At 58.5% G+C, this 16,470-nt stretch carries 14 protein-coding genes and 1 pseudogene; 5 read left to right on the top strand and 10 right to left on the bottom strand.

Going from position 1 to position 16,470, the window contains the following annotated elements:
• Nucleotides 1–146: 146 nt before the first annotated feature.
• The 3 genes from H4V96_RS11125 to H4V96_RS11115 all read right to left on the bottom strand — a co-directional run bounded on the left by H4V96_RS11125 (nucleotide 147) and on the right by H4V96_RS11115 (nucleotide 6,411).
• On the bottom strand, nucleotides 147–1,181 hold the full coding sequence (locus H4V96_RS11125; RefSeq protein ID WP_196855232.1) for a zinc-dependent alcohol dehydrogenase: 1,035 nt from the start codon (nucleotides 1,179–1,181) through the stop codon (nucleotides 147–149).
• 248 nt (nucleotides 1,182–1,429) lie between these two features.
• On the bottom strand, nucleotides 1,430–1,759 hold the full coding sequence (locus H4V96_RS11120; protein ID WP_196855205.1) for a hypothetical protein: 330 nt from the start codon (nucleotides 1,757–1,759) through the stop codon (nucleotides 1,430–1,432).
• 623 nt (nucleotides 1,760–2,382) lie between these two features.
• The gene (locus H4V96_RS11115) at nucleotides 2,383–6,411 is read right to left on the bottom strand and encodes a response regulator (RefSeq protein WP_196855206.1); all 4,029 of its coding nucleotides are present in this window, start codon (nucleotides 6,409–6,411) and stop codon (nucleotides 2,383–2,385) included.
• Between the two features lie 418 nt (nucleotides 6,412–6,829).
• Here H4V96_RS11115 and H4V96_RS11110 point away from each other — a divergent pair, with 418 nt between their 5' ends.
• A complete protein-coding gene (locus H4V96_RS11110) occupies nucleotides 6,830–7,252 on the top strand; it encodes a DUF2061 domain-containing protein (RefSeq protein ID WP_196855207.1) in 423 nt (140 codons plus the stop codon).
• Between the two features lie 119 nt (nucleotides 7,253–7,371).
• Here the strand turns inward: H4V96_RS11110 and H4V96_RS11105 are convergent, their stop codons facing one another.
• Nucleotides 7,372–7,560 (bottom strand): hypothetical protein, encoded by a 189-nt coding sequence (locus H4V96_RS11105; protein ID WP_196855208.1) that lies wholly within the window; start codon nucleotides 7,558–7,560, stop codon nucleotides 7,372–7,374.
• Here H4V96_RS11105 and H4V96_RS11100 point away from each other — a divergent pair.
• Together H4V96_RS11100 and H4V96_RS11095 are read left to right on the top strand one after the other, a co-directional pair.
• A complete protein-coding gene (locus H4V96_RS11100) occupies nucleotides 7,559–8,026 on the top strand; it encodes a cache domain-containing protein (protein ID WP_050855920.1) in 468 nt (155 codons plus the stop codon). The two genes, H4V96_RS11105 and H4V96_RS11100, sit on opposite strands and share 2 nt — an antisense overlap.
• An 84-nt stretch (nucleotides 8,027–8,110) precedes the next feature.
• Complete coding sequence (locus H4V96_RS11095; protein WP_196855233.1) at nucleotides 8,111–9,643, top strand: methyl-accepting chemotaxis protein; 1,533 nt, start codon at nucleotides 8,111–8,113, stop codon at nucleotides 9,641–9,643.
• A 150-nt stretch (nucleotides 9,644–9,793) separates the two neighbouring features.
• Here the strand turns inward: H4V96_RS11095 and cadR are convergent, their stop codons facing one another.
• A complete protein-coding gene (gene cadR / locus H4V96_RS11090) occupies nucleotides 9,794–10,225 on the bottom strand; it encodes a Cd(II)/Pb(II)-responsive transcriptional regulator (RefSeq protein ID WP_010398270.1) in 432 nt (143 codons plus the stop codon).
• Between the two features lie 98 nt (nucleotides 10,226–10,323).
• On the opposite strand from cadR, the gene H4V96_RS11085 reads away from it, so the two are divergent.
• Together H4V96_RS11085 and H4V96_RS11080 are read left to right on the top strand one after the other, a co-directional pair.
• Nucleotides 10,324–12,639 carry a heavy metal translocating P-type ATPase gene (locus H4V96_RS11085; RefSeq protein ID WP_196855210.1) on the top strand — a complete coding sequence of 772 codons (2,316 nt, stop codon included), beginning with the start codon at nucleotides 10,324–10,326 and terminating at the stop codon, nucleotides 12,637–12,639.
• 85 nt (nucleotides 12,640–12,724) lie between these two features.
• Nucleotides 12,725–13,288, top strand: a complete 564-nt coding sequence (locus H4V96_RS11080) for a hypothetical protein (RefSeq protein ID WP_196855211.1) — start codon at nucleotides 12,725–12,727, stop codon at nucleotides 13,286–13,288.
• Between the two features lie 384 nt (nucleotides 13,289–13,672).
• On the opposite strand, the pseudogene H4V96_RS11075 reads toward H4V96_RS11080, so the two are convergent.
• The 5 genes and pseudogenes from H4V96_RS11075 to H4V96_RS11055 form a co-directional block, all read right to left on the bottom strand.
• Nucleotides 13,673–13,876: pseudogene (locus H4V96_RS11075) on the bottom strand (IS5/IS1182 family transposase); the annotation flags it as partial.
• Nucleotides 13,877–14,006: 130 nt separating this feature from the next.
• Entirely contained in the window at nucleotides 14,007–14,249 is a 243-nt protein-coding gene (locus H4V96_RS11070; protein ID WP_196855212.1) for a hypothetical protein, read from the bottom strand.
• An 88-nt stretch (nucleotides 14,250–14,337) separates the two neighbouring features.
• Entirely contained in the window at nucleotides 14,338–15,189 is an 852-nt protein-coding gene (locus tag H4V96_RS11065) for a hypothetical protein (RefSeq protein WP_196855213.1), read from the bottom strand.
• A gap of 96 nt (nucleotides 15,190–15,285) precedes the next feature.
• Entirely contained in the window at nucleotides 15,286–15,738 is a 453-nt protein-coding gene (locus H4V96_RS11060; RefSeq protein WP_280720933.1) for a hypothetical protein, read from the bottom strand.
• A 21-nt stretch (nucleotides 15,739–15,759) separates the two neighbouring features.
• On the bottom strand, nucleotides 15,760–16,374 hold the full coding sequence (locus H4V96_RS11055) for a DNA-binding protein (RefSeq protein ID WP_280720932.1): 615 nt from the start codon (nucleotides 16,372–16,374) through the stop codon (nucleotides 15,760–15,762).
• Nucleotides 16,375–16,470 lie beyond the last annotated feature (96 nt).

The raw sequence follows: 16,470 nt of genomic DNA, 5'->3' as shown, positions 1-16,470 counted from the left end.
GGCATGGCGAGCGGGCGGGGCCAGTTCGGCCGCGCTGGCTTTGTCAGCATAGCGACGGCACTCTGGCCGCCGCGCACAGACACCGTCTTGCCTGGTTGCTGCTTAGTTACTAATTAGTTGCTGCTTAGTTATTGCTTAGTTGCCACTTAGTTGCCGCTAAAATCGAGCACGATACGCGAAGCAACCTTGCCATGCTCCAGGCGGCTGAAGATGTCATTGATTGCCGACAGTGGCTGCAATTCCACGCCGGCCTTGACCTTGCCGTTGGCGGCAAAGGCGAGTGCCTCGGCCATGTCCTGGCGAGTGCCGACGAAGGAGCCGCGTATGGTGATGCAATTAGCAACGACGTCGAACAGCGGCGTCGGGAAGTCGCCCGGCGGCAGACCTACCAGCACGCACGTGCCGCGCTTGCGCGTCATCGCCACGCCTTGCTGGAAGGCATCAATCGACGGCGCCGTAATCAGCACACCGTGCGCGCCGCCCCCGGTCGCCTCGCGCAGGACGGCAACGGGATCGCCCTGGCGGGCGTTGATGGTCACTTCGGCGCCAAGGGCGCGCGCGTGCTCCAGCTTGCCTTCATCAATGTCGACAGCCGCCACGCGCAGGCCCATGGCCACCGCATATTCGATGGCCAGGTGGCCGAGCCCGCCGATGCCGGACACGGCCAGCCACTGGCCCGGTCGCGCCCCGGTTTCCTTGATGCCTTTGTAACTGGTCACACCGGCGCAGATAATCGGCGCCGCCTGCACGGCGGACAAGCCGGCCGGAATATGCGCGACGTAGCGTGGATCTGCCAAGATGTATTCGGCAAAGCCGCCATTCTTGGTATAGCCGCCGAACTGCGCCTCGGCGCACACGGTTTCCCAGGCAGCCAGGCAATGTTCGCAATGGCCGCAAGCAGAGTAGAGCCAAGGCACGCCGACGCGGTCGCCCAGTTGCACCTCGGTCACGCCGGTGCCCATGGCGACCACCAGGCCGATGCCTTCGTGGCCAGGAATGAACGGCGGGGTCGGCTTAACGGGCCAGTCTCCGCGCGCCGCATGCAAGTCGGTGTGACAAACGCCGCAAGCTTCCGTCTTGACGAGAATCTGGCCGGGTCCGGGAACCGGCACGGGGACATCGCGCAGCACCAGCGGCTGGCCCAGTTCCTCGACAACTGCGGCTTTCATGGTAGTGGGTATCATGTTCTTCCTTATGAAGTTGGTCATGCATAGCGTAGGGCGCCGGCGCCGGGCTGGGGGCAAGTCACTAGTCGTGTTGCACCAGCCAAGCGCACTGTCACAGTCTGGTCAACAGAGGCTTGCGAATGATTGCATTCTGCTGCAGACAGTTCGAAAAATGTTTGATTTACATCAATGTTTAGCGTTAGGTCAGATGTGGTGAGCTAGAACACTTGGAATACCAAATAAAGCATCCCACTCCCCACCGGCTATTTTACATAATATAAATTATGCGAAGTTACGGACGGATTTGAAAAAAACCGCATTTCCCCAACTTTCCAATCGCAAATGCGATTTCCCCCGTCCGTGCGCTGCTGTCGCCGCCGCTGGGCGCCAACGCTTGGATAAGCGGCATAGAGTACGGCTCGTCCCCTGTCTGTATTTTGTTTGTTCACGCCCAGGTTGGCGTGCTGTTGCATGTCTGGCGCTTCGATGATGCAGCCGATCAAGTCTTCCACTGTCCTGCGCGACACGACGTTGCCTTTGAGTGGCGCGTAGCGCATGCTCAGTTCGTATTCAATTTCATCTTCGTTTGTCATCGGCGCCGGGCGCACGATGATATCGCCATGCTCAACGCTTAGATGGCATCGGCGGCGCGATGCAATGGCATCAGGCCTTCGGCCAGCATGCGGTTGTTCGATGCGCCAAACTTGCAGAGAACCTTGTCATAGATACTTTGTCGTAGATGCGCATTGATAATAAAAAAGCCAGGCCTTCGACGCCAGCGGCCTGATCGGTAGTTGTCAACAATGATACTTGGCGTTGACACCGTGCTCGCGGCCTAGGCGAACGACCAAAGTTGCCGGCTCCAGCGACGCGCCACCAATGCGCGCTTGAAAACCCAATGGATGCTGACCTTAGTGCTCAATGGTGAAATGACGAAACAGGAAAATCGTACGCCGAGGATTTTTCGGCTTTCCCGACTATTTTGTTGACTTGTTGCGGGCCAGTTAGCGGCGCTGTGATTTTTAAAAGAAAATAGGAAACAAGCCAAACTTGCTTTTAGTTCAATGCGTTTTAATGTGGAGATTCCGAACTGACACGTCCACGCCCTGCCGCCTTTGCCAAATATAGTTGTGTATCCGCTGCCAACGGCGAGCCGTTGCGCCGAAGGCGTTGCGTTTCACTCAACATTGCCTGCCCGGTGCAGTACTGACATGGCTCATGAAAACTGCGCACGTAATTGCTCGCAATGACGGCGCGCAGCGGGGAAATCCAAGCGCGCGACACTGGCAGAGAGGTCGGCCAGATGTGCTCCGCCATGCATGAGCTCAATGCGCTCCATGACGGCGAGCGCACGCATGTTCGACCCCTTCAGCAATAATGCCAACTCATCGAGCAGATCGCGCATCGGCAGCGATACCGGCGATGCTACTGATGTTGTCGTGCCCTCTGCCCGCAGCGCGTCTGCTAGCTTGGCTGTCACGTTGGCAAGTTCTGCGATGCTGGCGTGTACCAATCTACCCATTTCGGCCAGCACTCGGCTAACGTCAGAGGGGTGGATATTGTGACGTAGTTGCTGTTCCAAAGCGGCGCAGTACGACTGCAACGGTGCGGCGCCGACAATGCCGGCGGCGCTTTTAAATGTGTGTAAAAGGTCAGCAGCCGAGCGTATATCCGGCGATGGCAACTGTTCGCTCAAAGCGGCGATAAAGGCCTTCGCCTCGGTGGAAAATGTCACCGCCAGGCTGAGAAACAGCGTACGGTTGCCCCCGAGCCGGGAAAGAGCCGCAGGGAGGTCGATGAATGACGGCTGGTCGAAACCAGGCAATGGTTCTGGCGCTGGTGGCGTCGAGTCCGTTGTTTCCGAGACAGCCCCCTGCGCAAGACTGGCTTGGCAGTGGGTCTGCAAAAGGTCGACCATAATATCAATATCAATCGGCTTTCCCATATGCGCGTCCATGCCGGCAGCCATGCAGGCGTCGCGTTCCCGCGCCATCACGTTGGCAGTCATGGCAATGATTGGTGTGCTGTGCAGTCGCATGCTCGAACGCATGCGCATGGCACAGGCATAGCCGTCCATTTCCGGCATCTGAATGTCGAGCAGCACGGCATCAAAGCCAGGCTCGGCCTCAAGCGCCATCGACAAGCCGAGCGCTCCACCGTTGGCGACGCTGACTTCAGCGCCTTCGTGCAGGAGCAGTTCGCGCGCCACTTGCAGATTCATCGCATTGTCATCGATGACGAGCACGTGCAGGCCAGATAGGCGCTGCAAACGCAGCGGGGGCGCCTGCGCTTCGGTTGTCATGACATGTCCTGCTTGCGCCGCGACGATCGCTTCGCGCAGCATGCAGGGCGTCACAGGCTTGGTCAGAAAACCGTTTAACATTCCACGTTCTGATTCCAGGCGCTCGGCCAGCGCATCGCGCCCGTGAGCAGTCACCATCAATACCATCGGTGCAGCGCTGGAGTGCGAGCGGATCCGGGCTGCCAACTCCCAGCCATCCATCCCAGGCATGCGCCAGTCAATCAAGACGGCATCGAACGCCAGTTTTGCCCTCGCGCTCTCGTCGAGTGTCGTCAACGCTTCGCTGGCGTTGCCCGCCGTCACGGCTGTCCAGCCGAAAGAAGTAATGATGGCGCTTAGCATCGTGCGTGCCGATGGGCTATCGTCCACAATCAGCACGCGCAGGCGGGTTGGTGCAACTGTATTTTCAGGCAACGACAGCGGCGCTATGGCAGGCACTGCAAGAGTCACCTGAAAGTGAAAGCAACTTCCGACGCCAACTGTACTTTCAACCTGCAGCTTGCCGCCCATCAGGCAGACCAGGCGCTGGCTGATCGTGAGACCCAATCCGGTTCCGCCAAAGCGACGCACAGTCGAGGCCTCGGCTTGCGTAAATCCCTCGAAGATGTGGTCCATATTATCAGCAGCGATGCCGATTCCCGTATCATTTACTTCAAACCTGATGTCACTCCCATGCTCGCCGCGCCGCAGCTGGGAAATGACGATACTTACCTCCCCCTGCTCGGTGAATTTAAGCGCATTGCTGGCCAAATTGATCAACACTTGGCGCAAGCGCGTCACATCGCCCATCAACCATGGCGGCAGCGCCGGATCGACCGAGAACAGCACCTCGACGTCTTTGTCGCCAATCAGCGAGGAAAGGATGGTCGACAAATCGCGCAATAGCGCCTCAACGGAAAAGGCGGCGGTCTCGAGCTCTATCCGGTTCGCTTCTACCTGTGAAAAATCGAGGATATCGTTCAGCAAGCCGAGTAGCGAACTGGCAGCCGAGCGTGACTTATCGGCATACTCGCGCTGGAGTGCCGACAGTTGCGTGTATCGCAGCAAATCGAGCATTCCCAGCACTGCATTCATGGGAGTGCGAATTTCGTGGCTCATATTGGCCAGAAATTGGCTCTTGGCCAGGCTAGCTTGTTCCGCCTGATCGCGTGCATTGGCCAGCACGCTGCGGATATCTCGCTCAACGCTGATGTCTTTGGCAATGCCAAGATAGCCGTCGATCTGGCCATCCGCATTGCGTATTGCGGTGACAGTCAGATTGACGGGCAGATGCATGCCATCTTTACGCACATAGGTCCAATCGTGCGACACGGAAATTCCATCTCGCGCTTCGGCAATTAATACCTCGAAGCCCGATATCTGCCTGTCGTACTCAAGCGTTAAGGCCGCGCCGCGCGTCAGCAGCTCGTCTTCCAGGTGCAGGATGGCTGGCGTGAACAGTCCCACCATGTCGGCAGCAGCGTAGCCGAGCAAACGTTCGGCGCCGGGGCTGAAAAGTTCGATGATACCGTCAACGTTGGTCTGAATGATCGAAAAGTCGCGCGCTGCATTCAAAACGCCTTGCAGCTTGCTTAAAGCATGAGCTTGCCCGGCTTCGGCCCGCTTGATTTGAGTGACATCACTGATAACACCGTATATGCCATCAATCCGGCCAGCCTTGGTGTCGGGTGTATAAGAAAACATGGCCTGGCGCCGCTCTCCCGATGCCAGGGTGATCGTGTCCTCGAACAGTTCGCTATTGCCTGACAGGACGGAATTAAGACGGGGGACCATGTCAGCGAAAGCCATCGGTCCAAGGACCTGCGATAAATGCCGATCGCGCATTTCCTCTGGCGACAGTCCAAACCATTCCACGCTGGCTCGGTTGGCGAATCGGTTACGCAAATCGCGATCCCAGTACACCACCAACGCTGGCGTATGGTCGAGAATTGTTTGTAGATCTGCCTGGGCCTGCTCGAGTGCCTCTTGGGCAATACGCCGTTGCTTGTTTTCGGACTGCATGGCATCGACGAGCATGCGCTGCTTCGTTATGTCTTGCAAGGCGCCAAACAATCGTACCGGTTTGCCGGCTTCAAATTCGGCTTCACCGACTGAACGCACCCAGATACGCGCGCCGTCGGCGCGCAGGAAAGGCGCTTCCACATCCCATGGCGCTCCGGTTGCCATGGCAGTTTCCACCGCTGTCTGAATCAGATCTCGGGCTTCCGGCGCATAAAATGCGATTGCTTGAGCAAGATCTGGCACAAAATCTGGCGCCACGCCATGGATACGGCAAGTTTCCTTGGACCACTCGATGTGTTGGGTCGTCAAATCGACCTTCCATCCTCCGACACCGGCAACCTCGCCCGTGCGGTTGAGCAAAAGCTCATTCGATTTAAGACGCGACATGGTGTCGTCGAGGGCAGATACGGTCGCATGGGAAAACGCGGTGATCCGTCTCTCCTCGATCAGGGCACGGCGCCCCTCAAGCAGCTTGACGACCGCGTGTGCCAAGTGCCGCAGCACTTCGCGTTGGCGATCGTCGAGCTTGCGCGTGCGGCGGTCGATGACGCAGATAGTACCAACGTTGGCGCCATCAGACAGCGTGAGCGAAGCACCGGCATAAAACCGAATATAGGGTTCCTTGAGCACTAAATCACTATCGCGGAACCGAGGATCTTGCAGGGCGTCTTCAACTTCGAACAGGTCGTCCTGAACAATCGTGTGTGCGCAAAATCCCAGTTTCCGCTCAGTTTCGAACACGCCTGGCAGCCCGATATTTGCCTTAAACCACTGACGGTCATGCGCAACGAGGCTAATCAACGCTATCGGTACTTCGCAAACCAAGGACGCTACACGCACCAGACTGTCAAATTCTTTCTCTGATTCAGTGTCAAGAATCTGCAGTTTATCAAGTGAATCGAGGCGTTCCACTTCGTTGCTTGGAAAGGGAAAACGCGTCATATAATTTTCCTTAGTCTCAGCTTTCCCCATGCCCGCCAGCGCCAAATGCAGCTTGGCGGGAATCGGCTCGAAGGGAGGCCCTTCGCCATGTCCTCTGGCCCACCTTAATGTAACAGAAATTCGACCAGTATTGTCTTTTTGAGACGTCTTGTACCGGCCTACCTTGCATACCTTCCCTCGGCGCTTCTTGCACGCACAAGCGAGCGAACGGCGCGCCTGGGTTCAAACTCTTTGATCCACTCAAGTTTGACGGTAATTGTGCCGCCGCCAGCATGGACAACGCTACGCCTTCTGCCAATAAGTACGAAGTCATAGATGCAAGCTATGAGTCCGGTTGGATTATTTTTCTTCCTTTTGCAAATGAGAATCGTTACTATTCAAGTCAGGAGTAAGCACATTCAACAAAAAGGAGCATCCCTTGTTCACCGCCATCAAAACATTCAGCCAGGTCAGCACGCACATGTCGATCGCCTTCAGTCTAGCCTATCTGTTGACGGGGTCACTGGCGCTCGGTGGCTTGGCCGCACTCATCGAACCGATCATCAACGTTGCCCTGCTGCCGTGGCATGAAAAAGCCTGGCACGCAATACGCCGCCGCTACGCCGCCAGCCGCCGGGGCTTTGTCGCCCTGGCCGGCGAAAAGCTTAGCCAGACGGCCCTGCATATGGGCGTCGCTTTCAGCGTCATGTACTGGGCCACGGGTTCCATGGCCTTCGGCGGCTTGCTGGCCGTAGTCGAGCCGATCTGCAACGTGATTGCCCTGCCTTTTCACGACCGACTTTTGGAACGAGTCCGCTCTCGCCTGGCATGCCGCGGTGCTGCGCGCCTCGCCCCCCTGTAATCACCGATCTCGAGGCGCGGCTCATACGGGCATCGCCACATCAGCGGATGCGCGTGGCCAACTGGCGGCGCGATGCGGATACCACACTAGCATCGCGATAGTCGGCAACCCACTTTCTCCTATGAAAACTCGGTTTTTTCCAGGTGCACGCGCCGTTGCAAAAACGCCCGCCTGAAAAAATATATGTTGCACCAATGCATGTTTGCCAGCATCGCGCTACCATGCAACGTCGGCACGCCGAGTGGCGCCGCCCCCAGCACCGGTTTCGCGCCGGCTTTCCCCTGCCGCAATGTGAAGGAGATTTTCATGCCCAAGTTTGCCCCCGCCGTTTGCCTGTCGTTCATCGTTGCCGCCTGCGCCTTACCGTTGGTGGCCGCTGCTGCCGAAGGCGGCGCGACACGCGCCGATGCCGAAGCCATGGTCAAGAAAGGCGTAGCCCAAATAAAGAGCGCCGGCGAAGCGAAGACGTATGCCGATATCACGGCAAAAGCGCCCGATTTCATCAAGCAAGATCTGTACTTGGTCGTCTATAAACTCGATGGCACGGTCGCCGCGCATGGCGCCAACCCGAAAATGGTGGGTAAGAACTTGATCGAACTGAAGGATATCGATGGCAAGGCCTTCGTCAAGGAACGCGTCGAGCTGGCCAGGAGCAAGGGTACGTTCTGGCAGGAATACAAATTCACGAATCCGGAAAACAAGAAAATCGAGCCGAAGATCATGTATTGCGAAAAGCTGGCCGAGACCGTCGTCTGCGGCGGCATTTACATGTAGCGGGCGGGCCGCCATCGCCGCCATCGCCGCGATGGCACACCGATTTCTCAACGATAGGGACCTCATGTGAAAATCGCACAGAAGATGTTGATCGTCCCGCTGGTCGCGCTGGCTTGCCTGCTGGCCATGGGGGCCTTGTCGTATTTCGCCATGCAGCAGAACGAGCAGCGCATGCGCGAACTGAAAGACGTCACCCTGACGGCCGAGCGGCTGGCCAATCATCAAGCGATTGCCCTGGGCCAGGTGCATGCCGATGTGTATGCGAAGATCGCCATCGCCGCCAGCCTGTCGGAGGAGCAATTCAAGCAATTCGGCACGCAAACGGATGGCCAGTTGAACGCCATCGTGCAAGGCTTGACGCAACTGAAGACATTTTCGGGCGCCGCGACGGAAGCGGCCCAGGCCCTGCCCGGCATCGAGCGCTACCGTGCCAGCGTGGCGCAGGCGCTGGACATGGCTTCGATGGACCCGAATACGGGCGTGGCCGCAATGCAAAATGCCGCCACGCACTACCAGCAAGTGCGTGGCCAGCTACGTCAGGTGATGCTCAACCTGGACCGCCACACTGCCGATGCGCTGCTGGAGACAAAAAACGCAGGCCAGCGCGCCGCTTGGCTGTCGCTCGGCTGCATGGCGCTCGGCTTTGCCCTGCTGGCCCTGATCGCTGCCTGGGTGGCGCGCTCTGTGGTGGGCCCCATCGACGCGGCCTGCCGCGCCGCCGAAAGCCTGGCCGCCGGCGACCTGACCATGCGTCTCGATGTTCGGGGCAACGACGAGGTAGGCAAGCTGCTGCGGGCGTTGGCCACGGTGCTGAAAAACTGGAACACTTTATTGGGCGAGATCCGTCAGGCGGGCTCGACCATCACGGTGGAAGCGAGTGAAATTGCGCTGGGCAATGCGGACTTGTCGGCCCGCACGGAGTCGCAAGCCCATTCCTTGCAGGAAACGGCAACGTCGATGCATGCCTTGACCGATACCGTGCGCGAAAACGCCAGTCATGCGCACCAGGCCAACCAGATGGTGCTGTCAACCTCGAACGTGGCGCTCGAGGGGGGCCGTGTGGTGGGCCAGGTAGTCGAGACGATGGGCGCGATCAAGGCCAGCTCCGGGCGCATCGTCGATATCATCGGCGTCATCGACGGCATTGCCTTCCAGACCAACATCCTGGCCTTGAACGCGGCCGTGGAAGCGGCGCGCGCGGGCGAACAGGGGCGCGGCTTTGCCGTTGTCGCCACCGAAGTGCGCAGCCTGGCGCAGCGCTCGGCCACGGCGGCACGCGAAATCAAGCAGTTGATCGAGGATTCCGTTGGCAGGATAGAAACAGGTAGCGAGCTGGCCGACAGCGCCGGGCGCACCATGGGCGACATCGTCGCCTCGGTTCAGCAGGTGACGGACATCATGAACGACATCACGGCGGCCAGCCAGCGCCAGAGCAAGGGCATCGAGGAAGTCAACAATGCCATTACGGAAATGGACGGATTGACCCAGCGCAACGCCGCCCTGGTCGAGGAATCGGCCGCCGCCGCGCAAAATCTGCAGGACCAGGCGCACGACTTGCTGAGGGTAGTCGACGCCTTCCGCCTGGGCGAAGGCAGTGCGCCGCTGCCGGCGTCTTAGCGCTGGATCTGCATGGCCGCTAGCGCGCAGTCAGGCATGGCTTGCCTGCCGCGGCCAGCGCCGGGTCGTCCTCTTCCTGCAGCAGCGTTCCCGCGGGACCTTGGCCGCTATAGCGCTGCCAGGTCACAGTGTTTGCATGCATCACAACGATCAATGGAGTTCGGTATGGCAGGCGCAGTCGTGGCCGCTGGCCGCCCCGGACAGGTTTTGCAGTATGGCGCAGTCTTGTGACGGCTGCGGCTGGTCGCACTGGTGGCGCAGGGTCACTAGTTGCTGCTGCAAGGTGTGCAAATTGGCCATCTGCTCGGCGATGCGCAGAATGTGATGATCGAGCAATTCATTGACGCTCTGGCAGCCTTCGGCAGGATTGTTCTTAAACTCCAGCAAGGCGCGGATATCGGTCAAGCCGATCTGCAGCGAACGGCAATGACGGATGAATTGCAGCCGTTCCCGGTGTTCTTCGCGGTATTCGCGGTAGCCGGCGCTGTTGCGTCCCGGTTCCTGCAGCAAGCCCGCCTTTTCATAGTAACGCACGGTTTCCACGTCACAATCTGTCCGTTTGGCCAGTTCCCCGATACGCATGGCATCCCCTTTTCAGTCTTTCGTGCAAATTTCGCTTGACCCTGTAGCGGCTACAGGGTTTCTAATGAAAGCATACACGAATCCTGAAAGATAATGCGATGCCGCACGATAGCCATAAACACGCGCAGGACCACGACCATCAGCACGACCATCAGCATGAGCATGAGCACAAGCACGAAGGCGCCCCGGCCGCTGCGCCCAAGGCGGCCAGTTGCTGTGCCAGCGAGCATGCATGCGCTGCGGCGCCGGCGGCCCCGCCCTCGCCTGCCCTGCCCAGCGCCGCCATCGCCGGCGCGAGCACGGCCAAGTACCGCATCGCCAATATGGATTGCCCTACGGAAGAACGCTTGATCCGCAACAAGCTGGCCACGATGGCCGGCGTGGTGGGCCTCGATTTCAATCTGATGAACCGCGTGCTCGATGTGCACCACACCCTGCCCTCGCTGGCCACGGTGGAAGCGGCCCTGCACGCCATCGGCATGCAGGCGATTCCCATGCAGGCGGACGCCGTTGTTGCGCGCGACCCGCACGAAGGCAGCCTGTCCGGCAGGCAAAAAGGCTTGCTGCTGGTGTCCGGCCTGGCCGCTGCCGCTGCCGAAGCGCTGGCGTGGACCACGCAGGCAGACAGTTCGCCGCTCGTCATCGCCCTGGCCCTGCTATCGATCGCCACGGGCGGCTGGCCGACCCTGAAAAAGGGCTGGATCGCCCTGAAAACGTTCACGCTGAACATCAACTTTCTGATGAGCCTAGCGGTTTTCGGCGCCATCGCCATCGGCCAGTGGCCGGAAGCGGCCATGGTCATCTTTCTGTTCGCCATTGCCGAATTGATCGAAGGCTTGTCGCTGAACCGGGCGCGCAACGCCGTACAAAGCCTGATGCAGCTGGCGCCCGACACGGCGACGATGGCCGACGCCAGCGGCGCCTGGCAGCCAGTAAGCGTGGCCACGGTAGCCATCGGCACCTTGATGCGCGTGAAACCGGGCGAGCGCATTGCCCTTGATGGCGTGGTCGCTAGCGGCGCATCGTCCGTCAACCAGGCGCCGATTACCGGTGAAAGCATGCCGGTGGACAAGGCCGTAGGCGACGTCGTGTATGCGGGCACCATCAATGAACGGGGCTTGCTCGACGTCACCGTGACGGCCAATAGCGGCAACAGCACGCTGGCCAAGATCGTCAAGGTGATTGAGGAAACGCAAGGAAAACAGGCGCCCACGCAGCGCTTTGTCGACAATTTCGCCCGCTACTACACGCCCGCTGTCGTCGTGTTCGCCATCCTGGTGGCCGTGCTGCCGCCTTTGCTGCTGGGCGCGCCCTTCATGGCCTGGGTATATAAGGCGCTGGTGATGCTGGTGATTGCCTGCCCGTGCGCGCTCGTCATTTCCACGCCCGTCACGGTGGTCAGCGGCCTGACGGCTGCCGCGCGGCGCGGCATCTTGGTCAAAGGCGGACAATTCCTGGAAACGGGCTACCGCATCAAGGCCATCGCCGTCGACAAGACGGGCACCTTGACCATGGGCAAACCGGCCGTCACGGACGTGGTGGCAATGGAGGGCAGCAATCGCGACGCCATTCTTTTGCTGGCCGCCAGCCTGGACGCCAATTCCGCCCACCCTTTGGCCGCCGCCATCGTCAAGGCCGGTCCGCCCGCCAGCAGCCACTTGCCCGTGACCCAGTTTGCCGCCCTGCATGGACGCGGCGTGCAAGGCGATATTGCCGGCCAGAGCTATTATCTGGGCAATGCGCGCCTGATGGCGGAACTGAAGGTCTTGTCGCCGGCACTGCAAGCCATCCTGGCGCGGCTGGAACAGCAAGCGTACACAGCCATGGTGCTGGCGAGCACCGCCGGCGCGCTGGGCGTGATCGCCGTGGCCGACGTGCTGCGCCCCACGGCGGCATCTGCCATCGCCAAATTGAATGCGCTCGGTGTCACCACGGTGATGCTGACAGGCGACAATCTGTTGACGGCGCAGCGCATCGCCGCTGAAGTCGGCGTGAGTCTGGTCAAGGCGGAGTTGCTGCCGGAAAACAAGCTCGATGAAATCAAGGCCCTGCAGCAGCAATTCGGCGTGGTGGCCATGCTGGGCGACGGCGTCAACGACGCCCCGGCCTTGGCGCAGGCCGACATCGGCTTTGCCATGGGCGCGGCCGGCAGCGATACGGCCATCGAAACGGCCGATGTTGCCTTGATGGACGATGAACTTGGGAAATTGCCCGAATTCATCAGCCTGAGCCAGCGCACGCGCAATATCCTCGTGCAAAACATCAGCTTCGCCATCGGCATCAAGGCCGTCTTCTTTGGCCTGGCCCTGGCCGGCATGGCGACCCTGTGGATGGCCGTGTTTGCCGACGTGGGCGCCAGCTTGCTGGTGGTGGCGAACGGCCTCAGGTTGCTGCGCGGCAGTAAAACCAAATAAGTCCGCGTGGAAAACTTTCCATCTGGACAATTAGTGTAAAAAACGCTACTTTGGCGGCTGACCTCCACCGCCGCCAAAGTAGCCGATGACCTTTCTTCCCCGCCTGACCTTGCTGGCCACTCTGCTGGCTGGCACCTCCCTGCATGCCGAACCGCTGTTTTTCACACCCTGCTCCGATACGGCCGCCCCCGGCAGCCTGTGCTCGGGATTGAACGTGCCCGGCAGCTACGATGCCCAGGGCCGCGCCGTCGGCGACACGGATGCTATGCACGTCTTCGTGCGCAAGTTTGCCGCCGATGTGCCTGCCGACAAGCCAGCCAAAGGGACCTTGTGGCTGGTGGCGGGCGGCCCCGGCGAATCGGGCGCTTCGTTCTACAATTTGCTGCCCACCTTGCGCCGCAGCTTTCCCGGTTTTGAATTCCTCATCCCCGACCATCGCGGCACGGGCCATTCGTCTCGCCTGTGCAAGCTGGAAGAGTCCGAACAAAGTCCCGGTGGCCGCGCACTGGCCGGCGCCGAATGGGGCAGCTGCTTTGCCGGCATCAACTTGATGCCGGAATACGCGGGCCAGTTTTCCATCACCATGGCGGCGCGCGACCTGAAAGAGGGTCGGCCGGGATTGCGGTTTTTTTCGCGAAAAGCTAACTAAGCTATTGATTACATGGAAAGAAATATTAATTGCATACTCACGGCAGGAATATTGGCTGTACAGAAAATTTTATGTCCCACGAGTATCGCTGTACCGGCCAGCATCTACCTAATGCCGGCCGGGATTCCTGTAAAAATTCCCAGAATTTGATCTAAGTTGGCTATTTGTGCCCATCCCCAAAAAATGTAAAAGTAGCCTCGGCTGCCCATTGAAACGCCGGTCAATTTGACGATTTTCGTCCAAGGCTTTGTGTTCGTTAGCATCATTCTTTTACTTTTTTGGGGTAGATTTTCCCTTCTTGGACGGCTAAATGTGCCCATCCCCTCGAAAAGGCTTTGTTGCACAAATAAGCTAAGCGCGTAAAACCCCAAACCCCAGACGGATTTATGGTATGGCCACCGTTGTAGGCGTGCCCAATCGGGTGAAGCGATTTAGGATGGCGGCACGAACCTGCAACTCGGCTACCTGTCGGTCGAAGTCGCGGGCCATCACCCGCTCGCCGAGTAGCTTGAAGCAACGCATTTTGGTTTCAACCAGACTGCGTCGATGATAGCCGGTCCACTTCTTCCATATTTTGCGACCGAGTCGCGGGTCGGCCGTGATTCGTGTAAAAATACCCAAATCATGCTGTAACTGTTTGATTTATTAGAAAATTCTCGTTATGTAGTTCATCAGTGGCAGTTATAGTTCCTGACCGAGCGTGTATTCACCATACCGGTTAATGTGCACGGTTTGATGTGGCGCTAGGCCGGCCAGGGATCTCCTCGTCAATCGGCAGGCCCTCATCTGCCTCTGTACGAAGGTACATCGAGAAATGTTTCGCCTCATATTTCTGAACGAGGTCCGCCAAAATCTCTAGGCGCCGTCCTTCTGCAGTTCCAGGTTCTGCTGACATAAGTACATCTATTTCTTTGAGCGCAGCAGCATAATTCTCAGGTGTTTCGATAAATTGATTTTCCATGTATAGACCCCTCAAACTTTACTTTTTGGGGCCGACCATTCAAGCGACTTCAAGATGAGGGTCGGCCAGGATGACGGGGCCTCGCTCGTTATGCGGCACTCGATTCCAGTCGATATTGAGCTATCAATTGGCGAGCAACCTTCAGTTCGGCTTCATATTTATCGCTGGAAGTTCGATGATAATTTTGAACGACCTCTCCGTGGGTATCGCTACTAATCTCAAACTCGACCGCCCCAAAGCGCCCAGCTATATCCTGAATGGGCGCGATACCCCATGCGTCCTCCCCCATTCCGTCAGGATGCACGACAATACTGTGGACATAGCCATCGCTAGAGCGCTCCGTTGCGCTGTACAGTGGGGAAAATTTCTTCCCCAAGATTGCGACGGGCTGTAGACCTGTCAGCTCATGCATAGCTTCGGCATAAGCGACGCACCCTCCAAAAGTGTATCTAGCGGCATCGTGTATAGGAATACGCGACTGCGGCTTTGGGGGGATTGCTTCGAGATAGGTGGGATTCGCCTTGATTGCCTCCATAGCCTGCGCGATCTTACTTTCATCCGGCAAGCTTCGCAATGGCAGCGTGGATAGTTTGTTCTCAGAGTAGAACCGCGTGAGCACTCCGCCATTAATCCTCAATGCCGTCAGGACTCTTATAGCGCGTTTGGCAATTGTGCTTTCTTGGAATTCGACAAGTGTCTTCACTCCGCGCACATCAAAAATCCCCTCACGATTGTCTTGGACGTAGACACGCAAGGGTGAGAGTTTGTCGTCCGATACATCATCGTATGGCGGTAGCGATTTGACGATCCAGTCGACGTGAAGCAGCCAGCCAGTTAGCCTAGCCAATGCGACCGCGAAATTGACGCAATCGTCCGCTTCCCACTCTTCGATAAGCTTTGGTGGAAAGCCTTCACGCTGCTTGATTTTTGATTGTCCCATATCGACCTACCTTCTCAATAAATTTGACATATTCCGCTCACGAACTTCGCCCTTTCACAATTAGAACATGAATGTGCCGAAGCCTAAAGCGAGCAATCAGAGGCCCGCATCGTCGAGTTCAGCCGTAGCGACCGGAGAAGCACAATGATTTGCCCGTTCTATTGTTGGAGCGGCCGCGATCTTGTCGAGGTAGGCCCGCATCTGCTCGCCAATTTGCACCTGCGCCTGCAGCTTCGCGTTTGCCTGCGCAAGTAAAAGCTCTAGTTCGCGGACTTGGGCCCGGACGGGCGCCATCTGATCGTTGGCGTCCCTCAGCTGTTCAGCCAGCAGCTCTGCCTCGGCGATTTTTCCGGCGAGTTGGCGCTCCGTATCGGCAGCGTGGGTGTGCGAGGATTGCAGCGTGTCGATCTTCTCCTCCAGCTTGCGGCCCCGCGTCAGTTGCTCATATAGGTCCTGCTTAGCGTGCGCCATCTCGGCAACCAGTTTCGCTCCCTCCTGGTTCAGGCGGGTCGTTTCGTCTTGTTTCACAGCGATCATTTGCTGTGCCAAGCGTAGCTCGGCCTGCACCTGCTAGACCTGCTGCTCGTGGCGCCGTATGTCGGCTTCGCGTTGCTCCTTTACGGACTGGCGGTAGTGCTCCAGCGCTTGGCGCGCATGCAAATGCTTTTCTTCCAGCGATTGGTGATGTGCCTGGTTCTCGGCTAGGCGCTGCACGAGATCCGCCACCTGCTGCTCGGCGACCAAACGCATGGTCGATTCGCTTTGATGATCGGCCTGGCTGGCCACCAGTGCCGCGCCTTGCTTTTCTAGGGCTATTTCAAGCTCCAATACGCGAGACCGCAGCTGCGAGTTCTCCATCTGGGCCGCTTGTAAGGAAACCACGTGCGCGGCCCCCTTCGCGTCGGCTTCAGCGCGGAGCGCCGTTACGTCTTCATCTGCCTCTTCCTGCAGCCGAGCGGCCAACCGCTCGACCAGATCCTGTAAGGCGTCGCTGATCGATGAGCGTTTACCGCCGGCGCCGCCGTCCTCAGCCTCCAGTTCCTTGAGGTACTTGTGGATAGTGGTCTTGGACCCGGTGTTACCCAACGCCACACGAACAGCGTCAACCGAAGGGTGACGCCCCTGCGCAAGCAAGGCATCGCGTGCTTTTTTGACATCTGAGTGATACAGTCCAGCACGAGCCATGGCCACTCCATGAAATAAGATAACGTCTTACGTACCATGTAATTACATACCATTTTTCGCGAAAATCAAGGTGATATTCGGCTTGAAATTGAGGCC

The sequence above is a fragment of the Janthinobacterium sp. CG_23.4 genome (assembly GCF_029892305.1).
Taxonomy (GTDB): Bacteria; Pseudomonadota; Gammaproteobacteria; order Burkholderiales; family Burkholderiaceae_D; genus Janthinobacterium; species Janthinobacterium lividum_D.
This window is presented reverse-complemented; position numbering and strand designations above follow the sequence as displayed.